Origin of the sequence: Rhizobium sp. BK456 (assembly GCF_014194045.1) — a bacterium.
Classification (GTDB): domain Bacteria; phylum Pseudomonadota; class Alphaproteobacteria; order Rhizobiales; family Rhizobiaceae; genus Rhizobium; species Rhizobium redzepovicii.
The window spans coordinates 345,880-363,248 of sequence record NZ_JACIAO010000005.1; the positions used below are offsets into that span (position 1 = coordinate 345,880).

11 protein-coding genes are annotated in these 17,369 nt (G+C 59.1%); 6 read left to right on the forward strand and 5 right to left on the reverse strand.

The features are described 5' to 3' along the window. The first annotated feature begins 134 nt into the window (after window positions 1-134). Together FHX03_RS17080 and FHX03_RS17085 are read left to right on the forward strand one after the other, a co-directional pair. Window positions 135-1,853 (forward strand): adenylate/guanylate cyclase domain-containing protein, encoded by a 1,719-nt coding sequence (locus FHX03_RS17080; RefSeq protein WP_183777903.1) that lies wholly within the window; start codon window positions 135-137, stop codon window positions 1,851-1,853. Next, window positions 1,853-2,731, forward strand: a complete 879-nt coding sequence (locus FHX03_RS17085) for an FkbM family methyltransferase (protein ID WP_183854686.1) — start codon at window positions 1,853-1,855, stop codon at window positions 2,729-2,731. Before FHX03_RS17080 ends, FHX03_RS17085 begins: the two co-directional genes overlap by 1 nt. 207 nt (window positions 2,732-2,938) lie before the next feature. Here the strand turns inward: FHX03_RS17085 and FHX03_RS17090 are convergent, their stop codons facing one another. From FHX03_RS17090 to FHX03_RS17105, 4 genes are all read right to left on the reverse strand, one after another. Continuing rightward, complete coding sequence (locus tag FHX03_RS17090) at window positions 2,939-3,838, reverse strand: hypothetical protein (RefSeq protein ID WP_183854688.1); 900 nt, start codon at window positions 3,836-3,838, stop codon at window positions 2,939-2,941. Next, on the reverse strand, window positions 3,828-7,082 hold the full coding sequence (locus FHX03_RS17095) for an RNA-directed DNA polymerase (RefSeq protein ID WP_183854689.1): 3,255 nt from the start codon (window positions 7,080-7,082) through the stop codon (window positions 3,828-3,830). The genes FHX03_RS17090 and FHX03_RS17095 overlap by 11 nt, the downstream gene beginning before the upstream one ends. Beyond that, window positions 7,069-8,106, reverse strand: a complete 1,038-nt coding sequence (locus FHX03_RS17100; protein ID WP_183854691.1) for a toprim domain-containing protein — start codon at window positions 8,104-8,106, stop codon at window positions 7,069-7,071. Before FHX03_RS17100 ends, FHX03_RS17095 begins: the two co-directional genes overlap by 14 nt. A gap of 279 nt (window positions 8,107-8,385) precedes the next feature. After that, window positions 8,386-8,865 (reverse strand): class I SAM-dependent methyltransferase, encoded by a 480-nt coding sequence (locus FHX03_RS17105; RefSeq protein WP_183854693.1) that lies wholly within the window; start codon window positions 8,863-8,865, stop codon window positions 8,386-8,388. A 124-nt stretch (window positions 8,866-8,989) separates the two neighbouring features. Between FHX03_RS17105 and FHX03_RS17110 the strand changes: the two genes are divergently transcribed. After that, a complete protein-coding gene (locus FHX03_RS17110; protein WP_183854695.1) occupies window positions 8,990-10,165 on the forward strand; it encodes a DUF3095 domain-containing protein in 1,176 nt (391 codons plus the stop codon). On the opposite strand, the gene FHX03_RS17115 is transcribed toward FHX03_RS17110, so the two are convergent. Next, window positions 10,155-11,492: a nucleotide sugar dehydrogenase gene (locus tag FHX03_RS17115; protein ID WP_183854697.1), complete on the reverse strand. Its 1,338-nt coding sequence runs from the start codon at window positions 11,490-11,492 to the stop codon at window positions 10,155-10,157. The two genes, FHX03_RS17110 and FHX03_RS17115, sit on opposite strands and share 11 nt — an antisense overlap. A gap of 580 nt (window positions 11,493-12,072) precedes the next feature. Here FHX03_RS17115 and FHX03_RS17120 point away from each other — a divergent pair. The 3 genes from FHX03_RS17120 to FHX03_RS17130 all read left to right on the forward strand — a co-directional run bounded on the left by FHX03_RS17120 (window position 12,073) and on the right by FHX03_RS17130 (window position 17,367). Next, a complete protein-coding gene (locus FHX03_RS17120) occupies window positions 12,073-13,416 on the forward strand; it encodes an adenylate/guanylate cyclase domain-containing protein (protein WP_183854699.1) in 1,344 nt (447 codons plus the stop codon). Between the two features lie 154 nt (window positions 13,417-13,570). Further along, the gene (locus FHX03_RS17125) at window positions 13,571-15,466 is read left to right on the forward strand and encodes an ABC transporter ATP-binding protein (protein WP_183854701.1); all 1,896 of its coding nucleotides are present in this window, start codon (window positions 13,571-13,573) and stop codon (window positions 15,464-15,466) included. After that, window positions 15,460-17,367, forward strand: a complete 1,908-nt coding sequence (locus tag FHX03_RS17130; RefSeq protein ID WP_183777887.1) for an ABC transporter substrate-binding protein — start codon at window positions 15,460-15,462, stop codon at window positions 17,365-17,367. Before FHX03_RS17125 ends, FHX03_RS17130 begins: the two co-directional genes overlap by 7 nt. The last annotated feature ends 2 nt before the right edge of the window (window positions 17,368-17,369 follow it).

Sequence of the window (17,369 nt, forward strand, 5' to 3'; positions counted from 1 at the left end):
GTGGCGAAACTCCGCTATTGTCCATTTCCCTAAAACTTGCGCATAAACAGATGGAATGTGATCGCGATGGAAGCAATTCCGCCTCTTTCTCAATCTCTATGAGCCTGCGGTTGCATCGACAAGAACGGGAATGAATGACGACGGTCTCGGCCACAGGGATTTTTTCGGAGCGTATGATCAGAAGGGCGAGGCTCGGTTCCGGCCTGGTCATTTTCATCTTCGTCTTGCTGCACCTGTCGAACCATGCGATCGGCCTGATTTCCGTCTCCGCCGCCGATAAGGCTGCCCGCCTGTTCATGGCGATCTGGCGCAATCCTGTCGGGACGACCATCTTCTATTCGTCGGTTCTGATCCATATAGCGCTGGTGCTGCGCGCCATCTATATGCGCCGCAGCCTCGTCATGCCAAAGGGCGAGATGGCGCAGATCGTGCTCGGTCTGCTGATCCCGCTGCTTCTCATAGATCATGTCATCGGCACGCGCATCGCCCACGAGCTCTACGGTTATATTGATGATTACGAGACGGTCGTCGGCTCGCTGTGGATCCGGGCGCCGGCAAACGGCCTCCGGCAGGCGTTCGGTCTCCTCGCCGTCTGGATCCATGGCTGCATCGGCCTGCATTTCTGGCTGCGCTACCGCCCCTGGTACGCCGGCCTGGCGCCGCTGCTGCTGGCGCTGGCAATCCTCGTGCCGGTGCTCTCGCTGCTCGGTTTCGTTGAAATGGGTCGCACGCTGGCCGACCCCTCCTATCAGCAGGCGGTCGCCAACAGCCCCTATAAGGCGACGGTCAACACCCGTTACGCCTCGAACCCGGAGGTTCTCCGCCAGGTCTCGACGATCCGCGCCGGGCTTTACGGCGCTTTCTCAGCCGCGCTGCTGATCGTCGTCGCAGCCCGCGCCCGGCGCAGGCTGAAGGAGGCCCTCGACCAGGTGGCCGTGCATTATCCGGGCGGCGAGGTGATCCGTGTGCCGCGCGGGTTCTCGGTGCTGGAGGCAAGCCGGCTCGGCGGCCTGCCGCATTATTCCGTCTGCGGCGGCAAGGGCCAGTGTTCCACCTGCCGGGTGCAGATCCTCGGCGACTACGAGCACCTGCCGGTCCCCGACAAGATGGAAAAGACGACGCTGAGGCGCATCAATGCCGGCCCGGACGTGCGGCTTGCCTGCCAGCTTCGCCCGAACCGCGATGTCGCGGTCGCGCCGCTGCTCGTGCCGGCGCTCGAAGCCGCCCTTCCCGCCAACAGCCAGGAGACCAGCCCGGGGCGCGAACGTGAGATCGCCGTGCTCTTCGTTGACATCCGCCATTTCACCACGCTGACGGAAACGCGCCTGCCCTTCGACGTCGTCTTCCTGTTGAACCGCTATTTCGCCATCATCGGCAAGGCGGTGGAGCAGGCGGGCGGGCGGCTCGACAAGTTCATCGGCGACGGCGCCATGGCGCTATTCGGCCTCAACACCGCGCCTGAGGAAGCCTGCCGCCAGGCGCTCAAGGCGGCTGCCGCGATCGTCGCCGAGATCGAGAAGCTCGCCGCCGAACTGGCCGAGGAACTGGCGCTGCCGCTGCGCATCGCGATCGGCATCCACACCGGCCCGGCCGTCGTCGGCACGATGGGCTATGGCCGGGTGCGCAGCATGACGGCGATCGGCGATACCGTGAACGTCGCGAGCCGGCTGGAAAGTGCGGCCAAGGAATTCGAAGCGGCGATCGTCATCTCCGAACCGGTGGCGAGCCTCTCCGGCGCCGATCTTTCGGGCATCGAAAGCCGTGAAATCAGCGTACGCGGCCGCGCCCTGCCCTTGAAAGTCTATGTCATTCCGAGAGAGAAAGCGGCAGAACCGCTCGAAGGAAAAGACTGATGCCCGGCAAGCCCTGGCTCACCGCCAAATATTGGAGCCGCCGGCTGCGCAAGGCGCGCAATGCCTCGGCCTCGCGCTTCTTCGGCACTCGCTTCGGCCGCCGCCTGCTGATAGAAAATATCGGCCCGCGCGTCGTCTCGATGACGGTCGACGCCGGCGATCATCTGATGACCTTTTCGCCTTCGGATTATATCGGCCGCAAGGTCTTTCGAAAGGGTCATTTCGAGCGCGACGCGGTCGACCGGCTGATCGTCATCCTGCGCGAGCGCCGTCTCCTCAGAAAGGATGCGACGCTGCTCGAGATCGGCGGCAATATCGGCACCCAGACCGTCTATTTCGCCTTGAGCGGTACCTACGCCCGGATCGTCAGCATCGAGCCCGACCCGCGCAATTTCCCGCTGCTTGAACTCAACATCCGCCAGAACCGGCTGACGGAAAAGGTCCATCTCGTCAATTGCGCCGCCGGCGAGAGCGAAGGCGAGATCGACTTCTTCCTCAACCGCAACAATCACGGCAAGAGCAGCGCCATCCGCCAGAGCCCGACCGACAGGAAGATTAGCGTGCCGGTGAAGCCAGTGTCCGAAATCCTCGCCGGCCTGTCGATCGACCCTGGAGCAATCGGCCTCGTCTGGATGGATATCGAAGGCTACGAGCCGATCGCCTGCCGTTCGATGCAGCCCCTGCTTACCCGCCGCGTGCCGCTCCACATGGAGTTCACGCCGCTGTTCTATGGAGCCGAGGGCACGAGAGCCTTCATCTCCATGCTCGCCGGCTACTACGAGGATTGCCTCGTGCTGTTCGAGGACCGCGAGGAGGAGATGAAGGTGCGGGATCTGCCGGGAGAATTCGATCAGTATAATGTGCTGTTTTTGCCGTAGAGGCGGCCCCGTGCCGTGTAGCCCCTTCATCATCAAGGCAGCGGCGCCGGAGTGTCGGCGAGGGTTCTGAGATAGGCGATCACATCAAGCCGATCAGCTTCATCTGGCGCGCCGCGAACGTCCAGTTCGCGACCTGCCGAGCGGTTTCGATCAATACAAGGTTTTGCCTTAAAGGTGGCTTGTTTCCGGAATTAGCAGGCGTTCTGATTAAATGGCCTCGGTCTTTTTATTCAGAGTTTCCAGTGCCTCAAAGCCGGGTGGTAAGCTCTTGAACATTCCTTTTGGGCCATGTTCATTATGATGATCATCAAGATCCTTGAGAGGCAGCTCGACGACCTGCACATTGGAGAGTTTATTTCCCGAGTGCCGATAAACGGTCCTTTTGAACGGTTCCTTGAATGGCGATACAGCCATTGATCCGCCAAAAAAACCGCAGTTGCAGACAACCACATTGCAAAATACGGTTCTGGAAATAGACTCAGCGACATGATCAAATGTATTAATGTCTTGATTGTACGCAAGTATAAATAGCGTATGTATTTTCCTTCTGTACAAGACTATCCTATCCAGATCCAGAAAATCATAGCGAACTGCAACTCCAAAATTGCCGAGCGCAGCACTCTCAAATAGCCAAACTGTGGGTATTGACCCAAATTCGACGGGGTCAACGAGCTTGTTAAGCTTACTTTTTTCAGCAGGCGCGGCGTACGTTTTACCAACATAACGCGTTGCGGTCTGAGAAGCGATCTTCGTACCCTTGAGGCGAGGAGGCACAATAACCACAGCTTCGTTAGAAACTGTCGGCGGGCTTACGCTCAGAATCTTGTAATCCAGTCCGGCGATAACAATACATTCTAGCTTCTCGGCGATCTTGCGCAGTTTCGTCTCATAGCCCAACGGAATTGCCAGCTCAGGCAGGAGAACGATGTCAGGCTTTTTGTTTAATCCCCTGAGCGCAGAGAAGTAATGCCGTATCTCTTTTTTTGCCTGCCTTTCTTCATTTGGCGAAATTTTTACGGCTTTTTTCCAGGTCGCGTCCTTATCCCAGGCGACGACATGATCAAGAGATGTCTGAATGATGCCTACTATTATTTTATCATTGAGCATCGTTATCTTCCTGTTGAAGACCCTCTTCTCCCAAGGCAAAATCCTCTAATCTAAACGGAATGAGTTGCCGTGGTTGATTCCCGGAAACTGCGATCTGGTTTTTTTCGAGCGCGACTTGCGCCCGATTAATGCTTTCTGTCACCGCTCCCGGATCATTGAGAGGCGGGGCATCGAAATCAATGTCACGCAGCGTTGGTGAATTGTCTTCCCCAAAGAGACGGGGCCTGGAAGTTAGCTGAAAGTTCTCCATGCTGCGCGCAGACAAGCACCCTTCCAAGATTAGAAGCGTTCTAGAAGAAATGGCCAGTCGCTCGTACGCGGCGCGTCGTGCCAACGGATGAGCATGCTCATTCCCGCGGATATTCCATATGCGCGGTCCATCAAAGTCCAGTTGCAAAAGGCCAAGGAGAAGCCGGCCTATGCCAGCTCGTTGCCCAAGCCAGTCATCGGTACCGCTGTTAGCGCCTGTCGCCAGGAACCTGTAATCGACAAGCCTTAGTTCCGGGTCACGAACTTTCGTGGGTGCCTCACGAGCGTGATTGCGCCAGACCTCCCAGCTCGGAATGCCGGCCTCAAATTTCGTGAACCACAATGCAGGAAGCAGTACGTTGGCCGGATGCAGGTTATCTAGAGTAGCCGAACTGGCAAACAGATCATCGAAAAGATTGGCCATCAGGCCTCGAAGAATTTCTAGGGCTGTCCACTCGCTGCGGCGAGGATCAAAAGGCGATAACCCCTTAACGTACTCAAGCCATTCCAATGCACTATGTGCCCCTATACCGTCAGCTGCAAACGAAGATGACGCGCTCAGTGAACGAGCTGCGATCCTGATCGCATCATGCGGGGCAGATTCAGCGTTTGCTCTACGATCGGGATGCACCGCAATAGCCTCCCGCCACCATCCTGCGTCATCAGCAGGTATGTGTGCTTGAGGTGACAGATACCGGCGCCACCATTCCTCTGGCAAAAGCTCCGGATAACGTCGCATCGCAAGCACATCTAACCCCGTACCTGCATCCAGAGCGGGAAGGAATAGCCTTTCCCATGCATGCGAAGGACGCCCGGTGAGGCTCAGCTTCCGCTCCGTAAATTCCGCCCAGATGCCCGCGGGCCAGCCAGTCGCGGATACCCATGAAGGCGCAATTGCATCAGCCTCTTGCAGCGGTCTGCGCAACCGTGCCGCTGCACCGTATACCCTCTCGGCAAGCGGCTTATCCTCTAACGCGTCGCTCAACGCACCAACTGCAGTCAGTGATGCAAACAGCTCTTTGCGGCCGATCTCATGGAACCAAGCAGCCCGTTCGTTCGGGACGACGAACACCTTCTCATTGAGGTCTGCAATATCCTGGATATGCGCCCTGGCAGCACGTTGATCAGAGATAAGAGCGTCGGAGCTGAGCATGGTTCTGCTTGCTCTAAGCAAAGTATCTGACAATATCTGCAAAGTCAGAGCAGCATAATAATCCGCCCACACAACATTGTTGCAATCACGCTGCTCTACAATCCACAACGCAATCTCTTTGAGGCCGGCGTGACCCGTCAACAAGCAGTAGTGGCATAACCTATAAAAGAGACGCGGCTTACCTGGAAATTCCTTAAAAGCCCGCATCAACAATGAGAAACAGTGGCGATATTGCGACTTTTCATGCCTCTGGCTTTCGCTTTCCTTCTTACGAAATTCTGACCTGGCCAATTTTATTTTGTCGTCTATGCGTCTGAGTTGGGCTTTAGACGCACCGTTATTATAAAGCGCTTGACGCTCTCTTTCGAGGTCAGCGACTTCTCGTGCCTTGTCGATGAGGCCATCACTTTCCTGGACAATGAGAGGAACCAGTAGGGCAATCTGACCTGCAGCGAATGCTGCTCTCGTGTCCGGTCGAATTTCTCGCTCTGGGATGTCTGCAAGCAACAGCCATTCAAGGAGCTTAAGACGCTCTTTGAGGTCATCATCATCCATGATGTGCACATTACCGGCTGCAATTGCAGAGACCTGCCCAAGGGTCTTAGTCAGAAGTTTCGTGGGATTGAAACCGTCAATTCTCGTTTCGTCCTGAGCCTTCTGGCGTGCCATCTCAAGAGCGTCTGTTTTCTCAGCGGTGTTATTCTCTTCCGTTAGCTTCAGGTAGTCGCCCAAGCTTATAGGATCGAATTTATCTCCATTTATAGAGACACCAATTTTCTCTTCCTCAATCAGACGACGATACTGCCTAATCCATCTGCAAAGTTCATCAAAATCATATGCCAGAATTGTGTGATCATCGACATAACGGAAGTGAGCGACCGAGCGCTTTTTTTCAAGAAGCATATTCACCTTCTGATCAACAGGGATCAGAGCAGCATTGGCGAGAAAACCTGCCGCAAACAGCCCAGTTGGAATGCCCTTATCACCAGCGAACTCTGAGAACAGAGGCTCCACATTTGCAAGTAAATGATGGGGCATATCCGAGGCATCAACTTCGAATGCCAGCATCCGCGAAATCAGTATATCAAAGACCGCACGTTCGGCTGCCGGCAGATTTGCGATTAAGGCTTTGCGAATCGCCATTCGGCTGATATTCGGAAAGAAGCGCGCCAAATCAATGGACGCATGAAACAGCTCCGATCCCCTAAAATTCTTGGGTTTCTTCCAAAATTTTGGGCGAAAGTATGCTAGGTCATCAGCCTTTCCGGCAAGGAACGCCTTTTCCTCCGCTTCATCCTCTTCAGTGATAGGGGTGTCTTCAGCGCGCACTCCTGTCATCAGCCGGGCAGTTCGCACGACATGGCGGCGAAACAGCGGCCAGCTATGTTGAAACTTTCGATAAAGATGGCCGCTTGCGTGCCGGTATGGACCAATTTCAAGCTTCTTAGACTGAGGCCATTCACCGTCGTCGAACCAGGCTGCGCGATATATCCGATTGCCGTAGTTCCAAGCTGGCATGAGCGGATCCAAGCGCGGACCCAGAATGTTGACCACAGCAATCCAGGCAACCTGATCTCTTACGGCGACGTGAAAATACTGACGGTTGGCGAACGTTCCCTTGTCCATCTTTTTCGGGCGAGGAAGAGGACGTAGCTGTCTCAGAACATATGAATTGGACCGGAATTCGGCCTGGATCGACGCTAATTCGTATTCAAGATTGAGTTCAAATGCGATTATTTCAGCGTTATCGACATACCCGTCTGCACTGTGAAAAAGAGTTCTAGCTTTCTTCCAAGCGTAGTTGAGATTTTCTGGTGCAGCCAAATCATCAAACAGCGACATCATGCCCCCGAAGCATCAGATATTCATTTAAGTCCTTAACGTGGGGATTTGGTCTATTCTTTCGTACGCAGACAACACCACGAGAGGCCAGCTCGGATCGCAATTTCTGAGCTTTCGTCTCGCCTTTCAGATCCCAATCCAACAAAAGGACTATTCGCCGCCCAAGCAAGCGCAAGATTTCATCTTCCTGCAGAGCATTGGACACTCCAAGCAGCCCTATCGCTCTGAAGCGCAGTTGGTGAGCCGACATGGTATCAGGAATGCCCTCGCAAATTGCAATTTCGCGCGCGTCTGACCCCAGCACATCGAGATTATAAGTTTGTGGGCGCTTGCCGGTGAGGTAGAGATATTTTGGCCCGCTGCCAATCGATTGAGTTTGGCGCGCCTGAAGCGAGACGATCCTCCCAGCTTCTATTATCGGAAAGACGAGGTATCCTGGGCGAAATGTGAGCCGGAAGTTACCGGCGGTAGACACCTTGCTGAGAAGTCCGGCGGCCATCAGCCGCTGGAAGCCAAACTCTGCAGCCATAGACGAAGCTAAATTGCCACTCGGCATTTGGCCGACGCGGAAGTGATCAATCGTCGCGTCAGTGAAGGCTCTCGAATGCAGATAGGCGCGGCCTGTATCGCCCAAAGGGCAATTCGTCAGAAAAGCCTCATAGACTTCCGTGTCAAGGTCGGTAGGTAGCGGGGCGGAAATGCGCTGCGTTGGCGAGGGAGCTTTGAACCTGCGAGCTACAGCCGCCTGAGGATTTTCCGATCGATCGAGCAACCATTGTTTGGCTTCTCTAAAGTCGATTCTCCGATAGAAGCGAACGAAATCAATGGTGCCGCCGCGTCTGTCGCATGCGTGACATTTCCACCTAAGGCCGCAGCGGCGAACTTCAAACGAAGGATTCTTGTCCTCGTGATCCGGGAACGGACAACGTAGTGAGCCGGAACGCGGCAGGGTAACACCAAGCCACTCGCCAGCCTGCTGGACTGAAATTTGATTTAGTTTTGAAGTAACATCTTTGAAGTTCATGCCTTTAATTCGCCCGCCCAGTATACGATTTTAGGTGAGCATTGACTTTAAATGCAACGGAAAGTTCTGGTGAACTTAGGCCATAAACAGTTATTTGCATGGCAGATTGAAATGAACACCTCCGACGCAAAAAGTTACCCGTCTTCGCTATGATGAGCCGTTGCATGGCAGCAAAGCAATTGTAGCGTTGTTCTAGCCATGTCGATTTCGGAGTCTAAAGTCGGCGCGAAAGCCCAATCAGAACCGCAAGCGAGCCGTGCGGCAGCACCCAATCCCCGCCTATCCCTTCCGATACAAAAAATACCGCCCTTCCTTGATCCCCTCCGGCAACGGCAGCGCCACCAGCTCGGCATGCTCCAGCGGCAGGCCGCTCACGGCGATGCCGTTGGGGGTGAGCACGCCGGCCATCAGCTGCGGCAGCCAGGTCAGCGTCACCGCATCGATCTCGTCATGGCCGGTGCCGATATCGGCGTGGGCGAGTGCCGCGCCGATGCCGAGGAAGGCCTGGCCGGACTCGCGGATATTGCCGGTCACCATATCTTCCGCCGCCGGTGTCGAGGCCGAATAGGAGCGGACCTCCCAGTCAAAGGCGACGATGCGGCGGCCGGGGAAATTTTCGCGCAGATGGTCATAGGTGCGGCCGTTGCCGAGACCGAATTCCAGCACCGGGCCTTCGATTTCGCCGACCAGATCGATGATCGCGTTCAAAATGTCGCGTTGGGCCGTCAACCGGCGAATGAAGCTGTCGAGGCGGCTCATCTAATCCATATCCGTCATGAAATATCGTGAGCGCGTGCTAACACATGAAACCTTGCCAAGTCGATTGCCGTAAATGGGAAATGGCGTTGCAGTGGCAACATGGGTCTGTGCTAAGCTGGATGACATGAAAACCGTGACCGACGAAGAATTCTTTGCCGCCGTGCCGTTGTTCAGCGCCTTCGAGGGCGTGACCGATGCTGCAAACTACCGGCCGCTGCCGGATGGGTGGGTGCTGGCGCTTGCCGATATCGTCGGCTCGACGCAGGCAATCGCCAGCGGCCGCTACAAGGACGTCAACATGGCCGGCGCCAGCGTCATTTCGGCTGTGTTGAATGCCGTCGGCAAGGGCGATTATCCCTTCGTCTTCGGCGGCGACGGCGCGCTGATCGCGCTTCCGGGCTCGTTGGAGCAGACGGCACGCGATGCCCTTGCCGCCGTGCAGATCTGGGTCGAGGAGGATCTCGGCCTGATGCTGCGCGTCGCCATCGTTCCGGTCGCCGACACCCGCGCCGAGGGCCTTGACGTGCGCGTCGCGCGCTACTCGGCAAGCCCGCATGTCACCTATGCGATGTTCTGGGGCGGCGGCACCAGTTGGGCGGAGAGACAGATGAAGCTCGGCCATTACGCGGTCGGGCGCGCGGCGGCCGGAACACGCCCGGATCTGACCGGCCTTTCCTGCCGCTGGAGCCCGATTGATGCGCAGAACGGCGAGATCGTCTCGATCATCGCGGTTCCAGGCGAAGGCCGGCCGGGCGAAGAATTCCGCGACCTCGTCAACGGCATCGTCGCGATCACCGGCGAACAGAACCGCGGCAGCCATCCGGTGCCGGCCGATGGCCCGGAGCTTGCCTTCTCGCTGCACGGCATCAATCGCGAGGCCAAGGCCACAGCCCCCGCCGGCCGGCGCTTGCGCCAGAAGCTGATCATCTTCCTGCAGCTCGCCATCACCGTGGTCTGCTATCGGCTCGGCATTCCGCTCGGCCGCTTCGACGCACGCCGCTACAAGCGCGACGTCGCCGGCAATTCCGATTTCCGCAAGTTCGACGACGGGCTGAAAATGACGGTCGACGTCGACGCCGAACATCTGAAACGGATCGAGACGCTGCTGGAAGCGGCACGCGCCAAGGGTATTGCCCGCTACGGCCTGCATCGGCAGGCCTCGGCGCTGATGACCTGCTTCGTGCCGACGCCGATTTCGCGCGACCATATGCATTTCATCGACGGCGCGTCAGGCGGTTATGCGGTGGCTGCCAGCCGGATGACCGGAAAATCGCTTTCCGGCGTTGCCGTCACGCCTTGATGACGTGATCGGCCGAAAGGCCGAGCCGGTTGAAAACGTTGCGGGTGTCGATGATCAGCGCAGCGCTTTTTGCCAGCGTCGCATAATCGACGCTGTCATGGTCGGTGGCGACCAGCACCGCATCGTAGCCGGCGATAGTATCAGGCGTCAGCGCCGCCGATCGGCGGCCCTTCAGCGCCTGGTATTCACGTGTCGGCGGGATCTCGGCGACGAAGGGGTCGTGATAATCGGCCCGTCCGCCGCGTTCCTCGATGATCTCGATCAGCCGCAGCGACGGGCTCTCTCTTATGTCGGCGACGTTCTTCTTGTAGGCGAGCCCGATCACCAGCACCTTGCTGCGGCTCAGCGCCTTGCCGGCGCGGATATCGAGGGCTTCGGCAAGCTTGCCGACGACGTAACGCGGCATCGCCGAATTGATCTCGCCGGCGAGCTCGATGAAGCGGGTGGGCAGCTCGTATTCGCGCGATTTCCAGGTGAGATAGAAGGGGTCGATCGGGATGCAGTGGCCGCCAAGGCCGGGGCCGGGATAGAAGGGCATGTAGCCGAAGGGCTTGGTCTTGGCCGCGTCGATCACCTCCCAGACGTCGATGCCCATCGCCGCATAGACGGTCTTCAACTCGTTGACGAGGGCGATGTTGACCGAGCGGAAGATGTTTTCGGTGAGCTTCACCGCCTCGGCCGTCGCATTCGAGGAGACCGGAACGACGGTCGAGACCGCCGCGCCGTAAAAGGCCTTCATCAACGACAGCGCCTCGGGCCCGTCGCCGGCGACGACCTTCGGGATGGTGGCGGTGTGATAATGCTGATTGCCGGGATCCTCCCGCTCCGGCGAGAAGCCGACGAAGAAATCCGCGCCGGATTTCAGTCCCGTGCCTTCGAGGATGACCTTGACGATATCGTCGGTGGTGCCGGGATAAGTGGTCGATTCCAGCACGACGAGCTGGCCGGGCCGCAGATGTTGCGCGATCGAGCGCGACGTCGCCTCGACGAAGGAGAGATCGGGATCGCGATGTTTGGTCAGCGGCGTCGGCACGCAGATGATGATGACGTCGCACTCGGCAAGACCGGCAAAATCGGTGGTCGCCTGGAAGCGCCCGGCCTCGATCTCGGCCGACAGCGCCTCATTGGTGACGGCATCGATGTAAGAGCGGCGGGCATCGAGCGCCACCATCTTGGAGGGATCGATGTCGAAGCCGGTGACCGCAAAGCCGCTGCGCGCCACCGCGATTGCCAGCGGCAGGCCGACATAACCGAGCCCGATGACGCCGGCACGGGCGTTGCGGGTTTCGATCTTCTGCAAAAGCGTGTCGAAGGTGGAGATGGCCAAGGCGGGATCTTTCGGAACGGGGAAGAGGAAGCTGATCTAATGCATGATCGCGGTGAATTAAACCCGGGGGGCTCTTCTCCCCGGCGGCAATAGCGTCGGTTGGCGACCAAGACCCTTCCCCAACCCTCCCCACAAGGGGGAGGGCCAACCTGCGGCACCGGCCTGCCCTCTTTCAGCCCCAGCGTTCTCGGCGATAATTTTGAGTAGGACGACGCGGCAAGCTAAGCCCCTCCCTTGTGGGGAGGGTCCTGGGCTGCTCAAAGATCCTTACCCGGGTGTGGCCAAAATGCCCCGGCACAATCCTTTGTTGCAACTTGAGCGCACAAAAAAATTCCGCTCCCATTGTTTCGCATTTGCAGCATCCCTATTTTGACTTTCAACAATAAACTGCCGTGAAAGGACTGCCCGTCCGGTCTCCGATAGGGGACGCAGAGGGGTGCCGCTGTCGGGCTTTCGGCAGATCGTTGACAAATAATACCGCTCGTACATCCTGATTCCTTGTGACCTGCGCATAAAAATGTGCCGGCCGAGGGATTTTTGGCTCTTGGGGATGGCGTGCCTTATGAGGATCATACCGAGAATGAGCACGATCGAATCCAGCGTGTCCTCCATCCTGTTGGACCGGGTCGCTGAATGGCTGACGAACTCTTCGCTGGCCGGAGACGAGCTTGAAAACATCGTGAGCGGTTTCTGCGAAAGGATCGCGGCGGCCGGCCTGCCGATCGCGCGCGTGCATCTGACCTTTTCGATGCTGCATCCGCTTTATGACGCGCTGAGCTTTACCTGGCGGCGCGCCAGCGGCGTCACCATCGAGGGCTTCCGCATGCCGGCCGGGCAGAAGCCGGACCGTTTTCTGCAGAGCCCCTATTATTACCTGCTCGACAACAACCTGCAGCACATCCGCCGCCGGCTGATGCAGGAAGGGCCGGCCGAATTTCCGATCTTCGAGGACCTGCGCAAGGACGCAATCACCGATTACCTCGCCTTCGTGCAGCCCTTCGGCGACGGCTCGGTGCAGGGCATGATGGGCTCCTGGTCGACCGACCATCATAACGGCTTTTCCGACGACATGATCGACGCGCTTCTCCGGATGCAGAACCATCTGGCGGTTGCCGCCAAGATGGCCGTGCTCGGCAAGCTCGCCAACAACATGCTCACCACCTATCTCGGCGGCGATGCCGGCAAGCGGGTGCTGAACGGCCAGATCCGCCGCGGCGACGGCGAGACGATCCGTGCCGCGCTCGTCATGGGCGACATGCGCGAATCCACCATGTATGCCGAAAAGGAAGGCCGCCAGGCCTATATCGACACGCTGAACCAGTTCTTCGACGCGATCGCCGCGCCCTTCAACCGCAACGGCGGCGAGATCTTAAGCTTCCTCGGCGACGGCTTCCTCGCCGTCTATCCCTGCGGGCGCCACAAGGACCCGTCGAAAATCGCCTGCGAGGCAGCGCTTTCCGCCGTCCATCAGGCGCAGGCGCGGGTCGCCGAGCTCAACAAGGACCGCGAGGCGAAAGGCCTGAGCAAGGTCGGCTACGGCATCGGCCTGCATGTTGGCAACGTCATGTTCGGCAATGTCGGCCTGAAAGACCGGCTGACCTTCTCCGCCTTCGGCTCGGCCGTCAACGAGGTGCAGCGGCTGCAGATCCTGACCAAGAAATATGGCCGTGAGGTCGTCGCGAGCCAGGCTTTTGCCGGTTATTGCGGCGGCGAATGGACGACGCTCGGCGAAGAGAAGCTGCGCGGCATCCGCCAGAAGGTGACGGTGCTGCAGCCACGGGCGCCGGCCCCCGAGATCAACGTCGACGATGGCTTCCGCGAGGCGGTGCAGAACGGGCTATCCGAAGCCGAGCAAGTTATTCTCCTGCACCGCGACGCGAAGAAACACGTCGAGCGCACAACCATGGAGAAGTTCATCCAGTAAAGCCTCGAACGCCTGCTATGAATCTGCGCTTCTCGCCTGGGGAACTTCGGCGCGATGTGGTGGTTTTCCCTTGATTGTCATCAACTAGACACCCCGTTTGCGGTACGATAGTGTGCCTTAACGGGAACATAGAAGACTGGGGAATTTCATTGGTATGGCGTCTGCAGCCGATTTGTTGCGTATTGAAAATCTCGACGTCTCCTTCTCGGTTTTCGGCGACCGGCTGCGTGTCGTAAAGGAAGCCAATCTTCGCATCCTCCCGGGCAAGGTTACCGCTCTCGTCGGCGAATCCGGCTCCGGCAAGTCGGTGATCAGCCAGTCTGTGATGGGCATCCTGCCCAACCCGGCCAAGGCCTCCGGCAGCATTCTTTTCACCGATCCGCTCGACGGCAGCACGACCGATATCCTGTCGCTCTCGCGCGACAGTGAGGAAATGCGCGACCTGCGCGGCCGGCGCATGGCGACGATCTTCCAGGAGCCGATGACCTCGCTTTCGCCGCTGCATACGGTCGGAAACCAGATCAGCGAAGTGCTTTTGATCCATACCGAGATCGACAAGCAGGAAGCGCGTGAGAAGACCGAGGAAATGCTTGGCCTCGTCGGCTTCACCAATCCGCATCGCACCTACGACATGTATCCGTTCGAACTGTCCGGCGGCATGCGCCAGCGCGCGATGATCGCCATGGCGTTGATCTGCAAGCCGGCGCTGTTGATTGCCGACGAGCCGACGACGGCGCTCGACGTGACGATCCAGGCGCAGATCCTCGAATTGCTGCGCGAACTGCAGGCCAAGCTCGGCATGGCGATGCTGCTTATCACCCACGATCTCGGCATCGTCGCCAACATGGCAGACGAGGTGGTCGTCATCTATCACGGCGAGATCATGGAAGCCGGGCCGGTCGAAGCGATCTTCCGCAATCCGCAGCATGCCTATCTGAAGGCGCTGATGGCCGCCGTTCCGCATTTCGACATGAAGCCCGGCGAGCGGCTGAAGGCGCTGCGCGACGTGCCGGTCAATCTCGAGACCCTCGTCGGCAAGAAGAAGCCGTTGCAGGCGGAGGCGCCGGGCACGCTGCTTTCGGTCGCCAACCTCTCGAAAACTTATAAGACGCGCAAGCGCAGTTTTCTCGGCAAGCACGAAGCCGCCGTCGTGCACGCCGTCGACGACGTCAGCTTCGACATCCGTCGCGGCGAATGCCTTGGCCTTGTCGGCGAATCCGGTTGCGGCAAGACGACGCTCAGCAAGATCCTGATGCGCGCCATCACACCCGACAGCGGCTCGGTGGTGTTCAACGACGGCAAGGACGTGATCGACGTGCTTTCGGTACGCGGCGAGGCATTGCAGGACATGCGCACCAAGATCCAGATGGTGTTCCAGGATCCGGTCTCCTCGCTCTCGCCGCGCATGACGGTGCGCAACATCCTCAGCGAACCGCTGGAGATTCACGACCGCGGCGACAGTGACGAGCACAAGCGCAAGGTCGAAGGGCTGATGGCAGCGATCGGCCTCGACAAGCGTTACCTCAGCCGTTACCCGCACAGTTTTTCCGGCGGCCAGCGTCAACGCATCGGCATTGCCCGCGCGCTTGCCCTCGGCCCGAAGCTCATCATCCTCGACGAGCCGGTCTCGGCCCTCGACGTCTCCGTCCAGGCGCAGATCCTCAACCTGTTGAAGGACCTGCAGAAGGAACTGGGGCTGACCTATCTGTTCATCTCGCACAATCTCGCCGTCGTCGACTACATGGCCGACCGCATCGCCGTGATGTGCAAGGGCCGTATCGTCGAGATCGCGCCGCGTGAGATCATCCTGCGCGATCCGGTGCACCCCTATACGAAATCGCTGCTCGCCGCCGTCCCCTTCCCCGATCTCGATCGGCCGCTCGATTTCAAGGCGCTCCGGGAAAACGGCGCGGCAGACAAGCAAAATTGGGGTGTGACCTTCACCGCCGAGCATGACGACGCGGCCGAGCTTGCCTATGCCGATCTCGGCGACGGCCATCTAGTGCGCGCCCGCAAAGGCGCCGATGCCAAGGAGTTGCGAGGATGGTGACGCGTCGCACCTTTCTGGGCGGCCTTGTCGGCGCTGCAATCGCCCCTGCAGTGCTTCGGGCGGAGCCGACCGGCGAGCCTGAGTTTCTCAAGGAGCGGCTGGCATCGGGCAGCCTGCCCCCGATGGCCGGGCGCATTCCCGCCCGCCCGCGCATCGTCAACCTGAAGGAGATGGGGCTTGCCCCCGGCAGCTACGGCGGCACGGTGCGCACCATCATCGGCAGCCAGCGCGACATCCGCTTCATGACGATCTACGGCTATGCCCGGCTGATCGGCTACAACAAGCACCTGCAGTTCCAGCCGGATATCCTCGCTGATTTCAGCTCGGAAGACGACACGGTCTTCACCTTCAGGCTGCGCGAAGGCCATAAATGGTCCGATGGGGAGCCGTTCACGGCTGACGACTTCCGCTACTGGTGGGAAGACGTCATCCTGAACGACAAGCTGACACCGGGCGGCGGCGCGCTGGAGCTTCGCCCGCACGGCAGCCTGCCGCGTTTCGAGGTGCTCGATCCGCTGACGGTGCGCTACACTTGGGAAAAACCCAACCCGATGTTCCTGCCCACGCTGGCAGGACCGATCCCGCTCGTCATCGTCGGGCCGGCGCATTATCTCAAGCAATTCCATAAGAAGTTCCAGCCCGACCAGGCGAAGATGGAACAGATGATGCAGACCAACCGCGTCAAGAAATGGCAGGACCTGCACATCAAGATGGCCCGCTCCTACCGGCCTGAGAATCCCAACCTGCCGACGCTCGATCCCTGGCGCAACACGACGGCACTGCCGGCCGAGCAGTTCGTCTTCGAGCGCAACCCGTTCTTCCACCGCGTCGACGAGACCGGCAGGCAGCTTCCCTATCTCGACCGGTTCATCCTCAACGTCTCCTCCTCGTCGATCATCGCCGCCAAGGCGGGTGCCGGCGAGGCCGACCTGCAGGCGACCGGCATCGACTTCAACGACTACACCTTTCTGAAAGAAGCTGAGAAGCGCTTCCCGGTGAAGGTCAATCTCTGGAAGGTGGCGCGCGGCTCGCGCATCACGCTGCTGCCGAACCTCAACTGCGCCGACGAGGTATGGCGCGGCCTTTTCCGCGACGTGCGCCTGCGCCGCGCCTTGTCGCTGGCGATCGACCGGCACGAGATCAACATGGTCGCCTTCTACGGCTTGGGCACGCCGAGCGCCGATACCGTCCTGCCCGACAGCCCGCTGTTCAAGCAGGAATATGCCGACGCCTTCGTGAAGTTCGATGCCGACGAGGCCAACCGGCTGCTCGACGAGATCGGCCTGACCAAGCGCGGCGATGACGGCATAAGGCTGCTGCCGGACGGACGGCGCGCCGAGATCACCGTCGAGACCGCCGGCGAGAGCAATCTCGATACCGACGTGCTGGAGCTGGTGCACGATCACTGGGCTAATATCGGCCTTGCGCTTTATACACGCACGTCGCAGCGCGACGTCTTCCGCAACCGCGCCATGAGCGGTTCGATCATGATGTCGATCTGGTACGGCCTCGACAATGGTGTTCCCACCGCCGACATGTCGCCCTCGGGGCTGGCGCCGACGCTGGACGATCAGCTGCAATGGCCGCTCTGGGGCATGCATTACCTCTCCGCCGGCCAGGAGGGCGCCGCCCCCGACCTGCCGGAGGCGGCCGAACTGGTCGACCTGCTCGGCCAGTGGGGCTCGACGGCGAAATTCGAGGAGCGCCAGGTGATCTGGCACAAGATGCTGTCGCTCTATACGCAGCAGGTGTTCTCGATCGGGCTGATCAACAGCACGCTGCAGCCGGTCCTTTGCGCCGCCAAGCTGCAGAACCTGCCGGAGAAAGCCCTCTACGGCTTCGATCCCACCTCCTATCTCGGCATCTACATGCCGGATACATTCTGGTACAAGGAGGCCTGAGG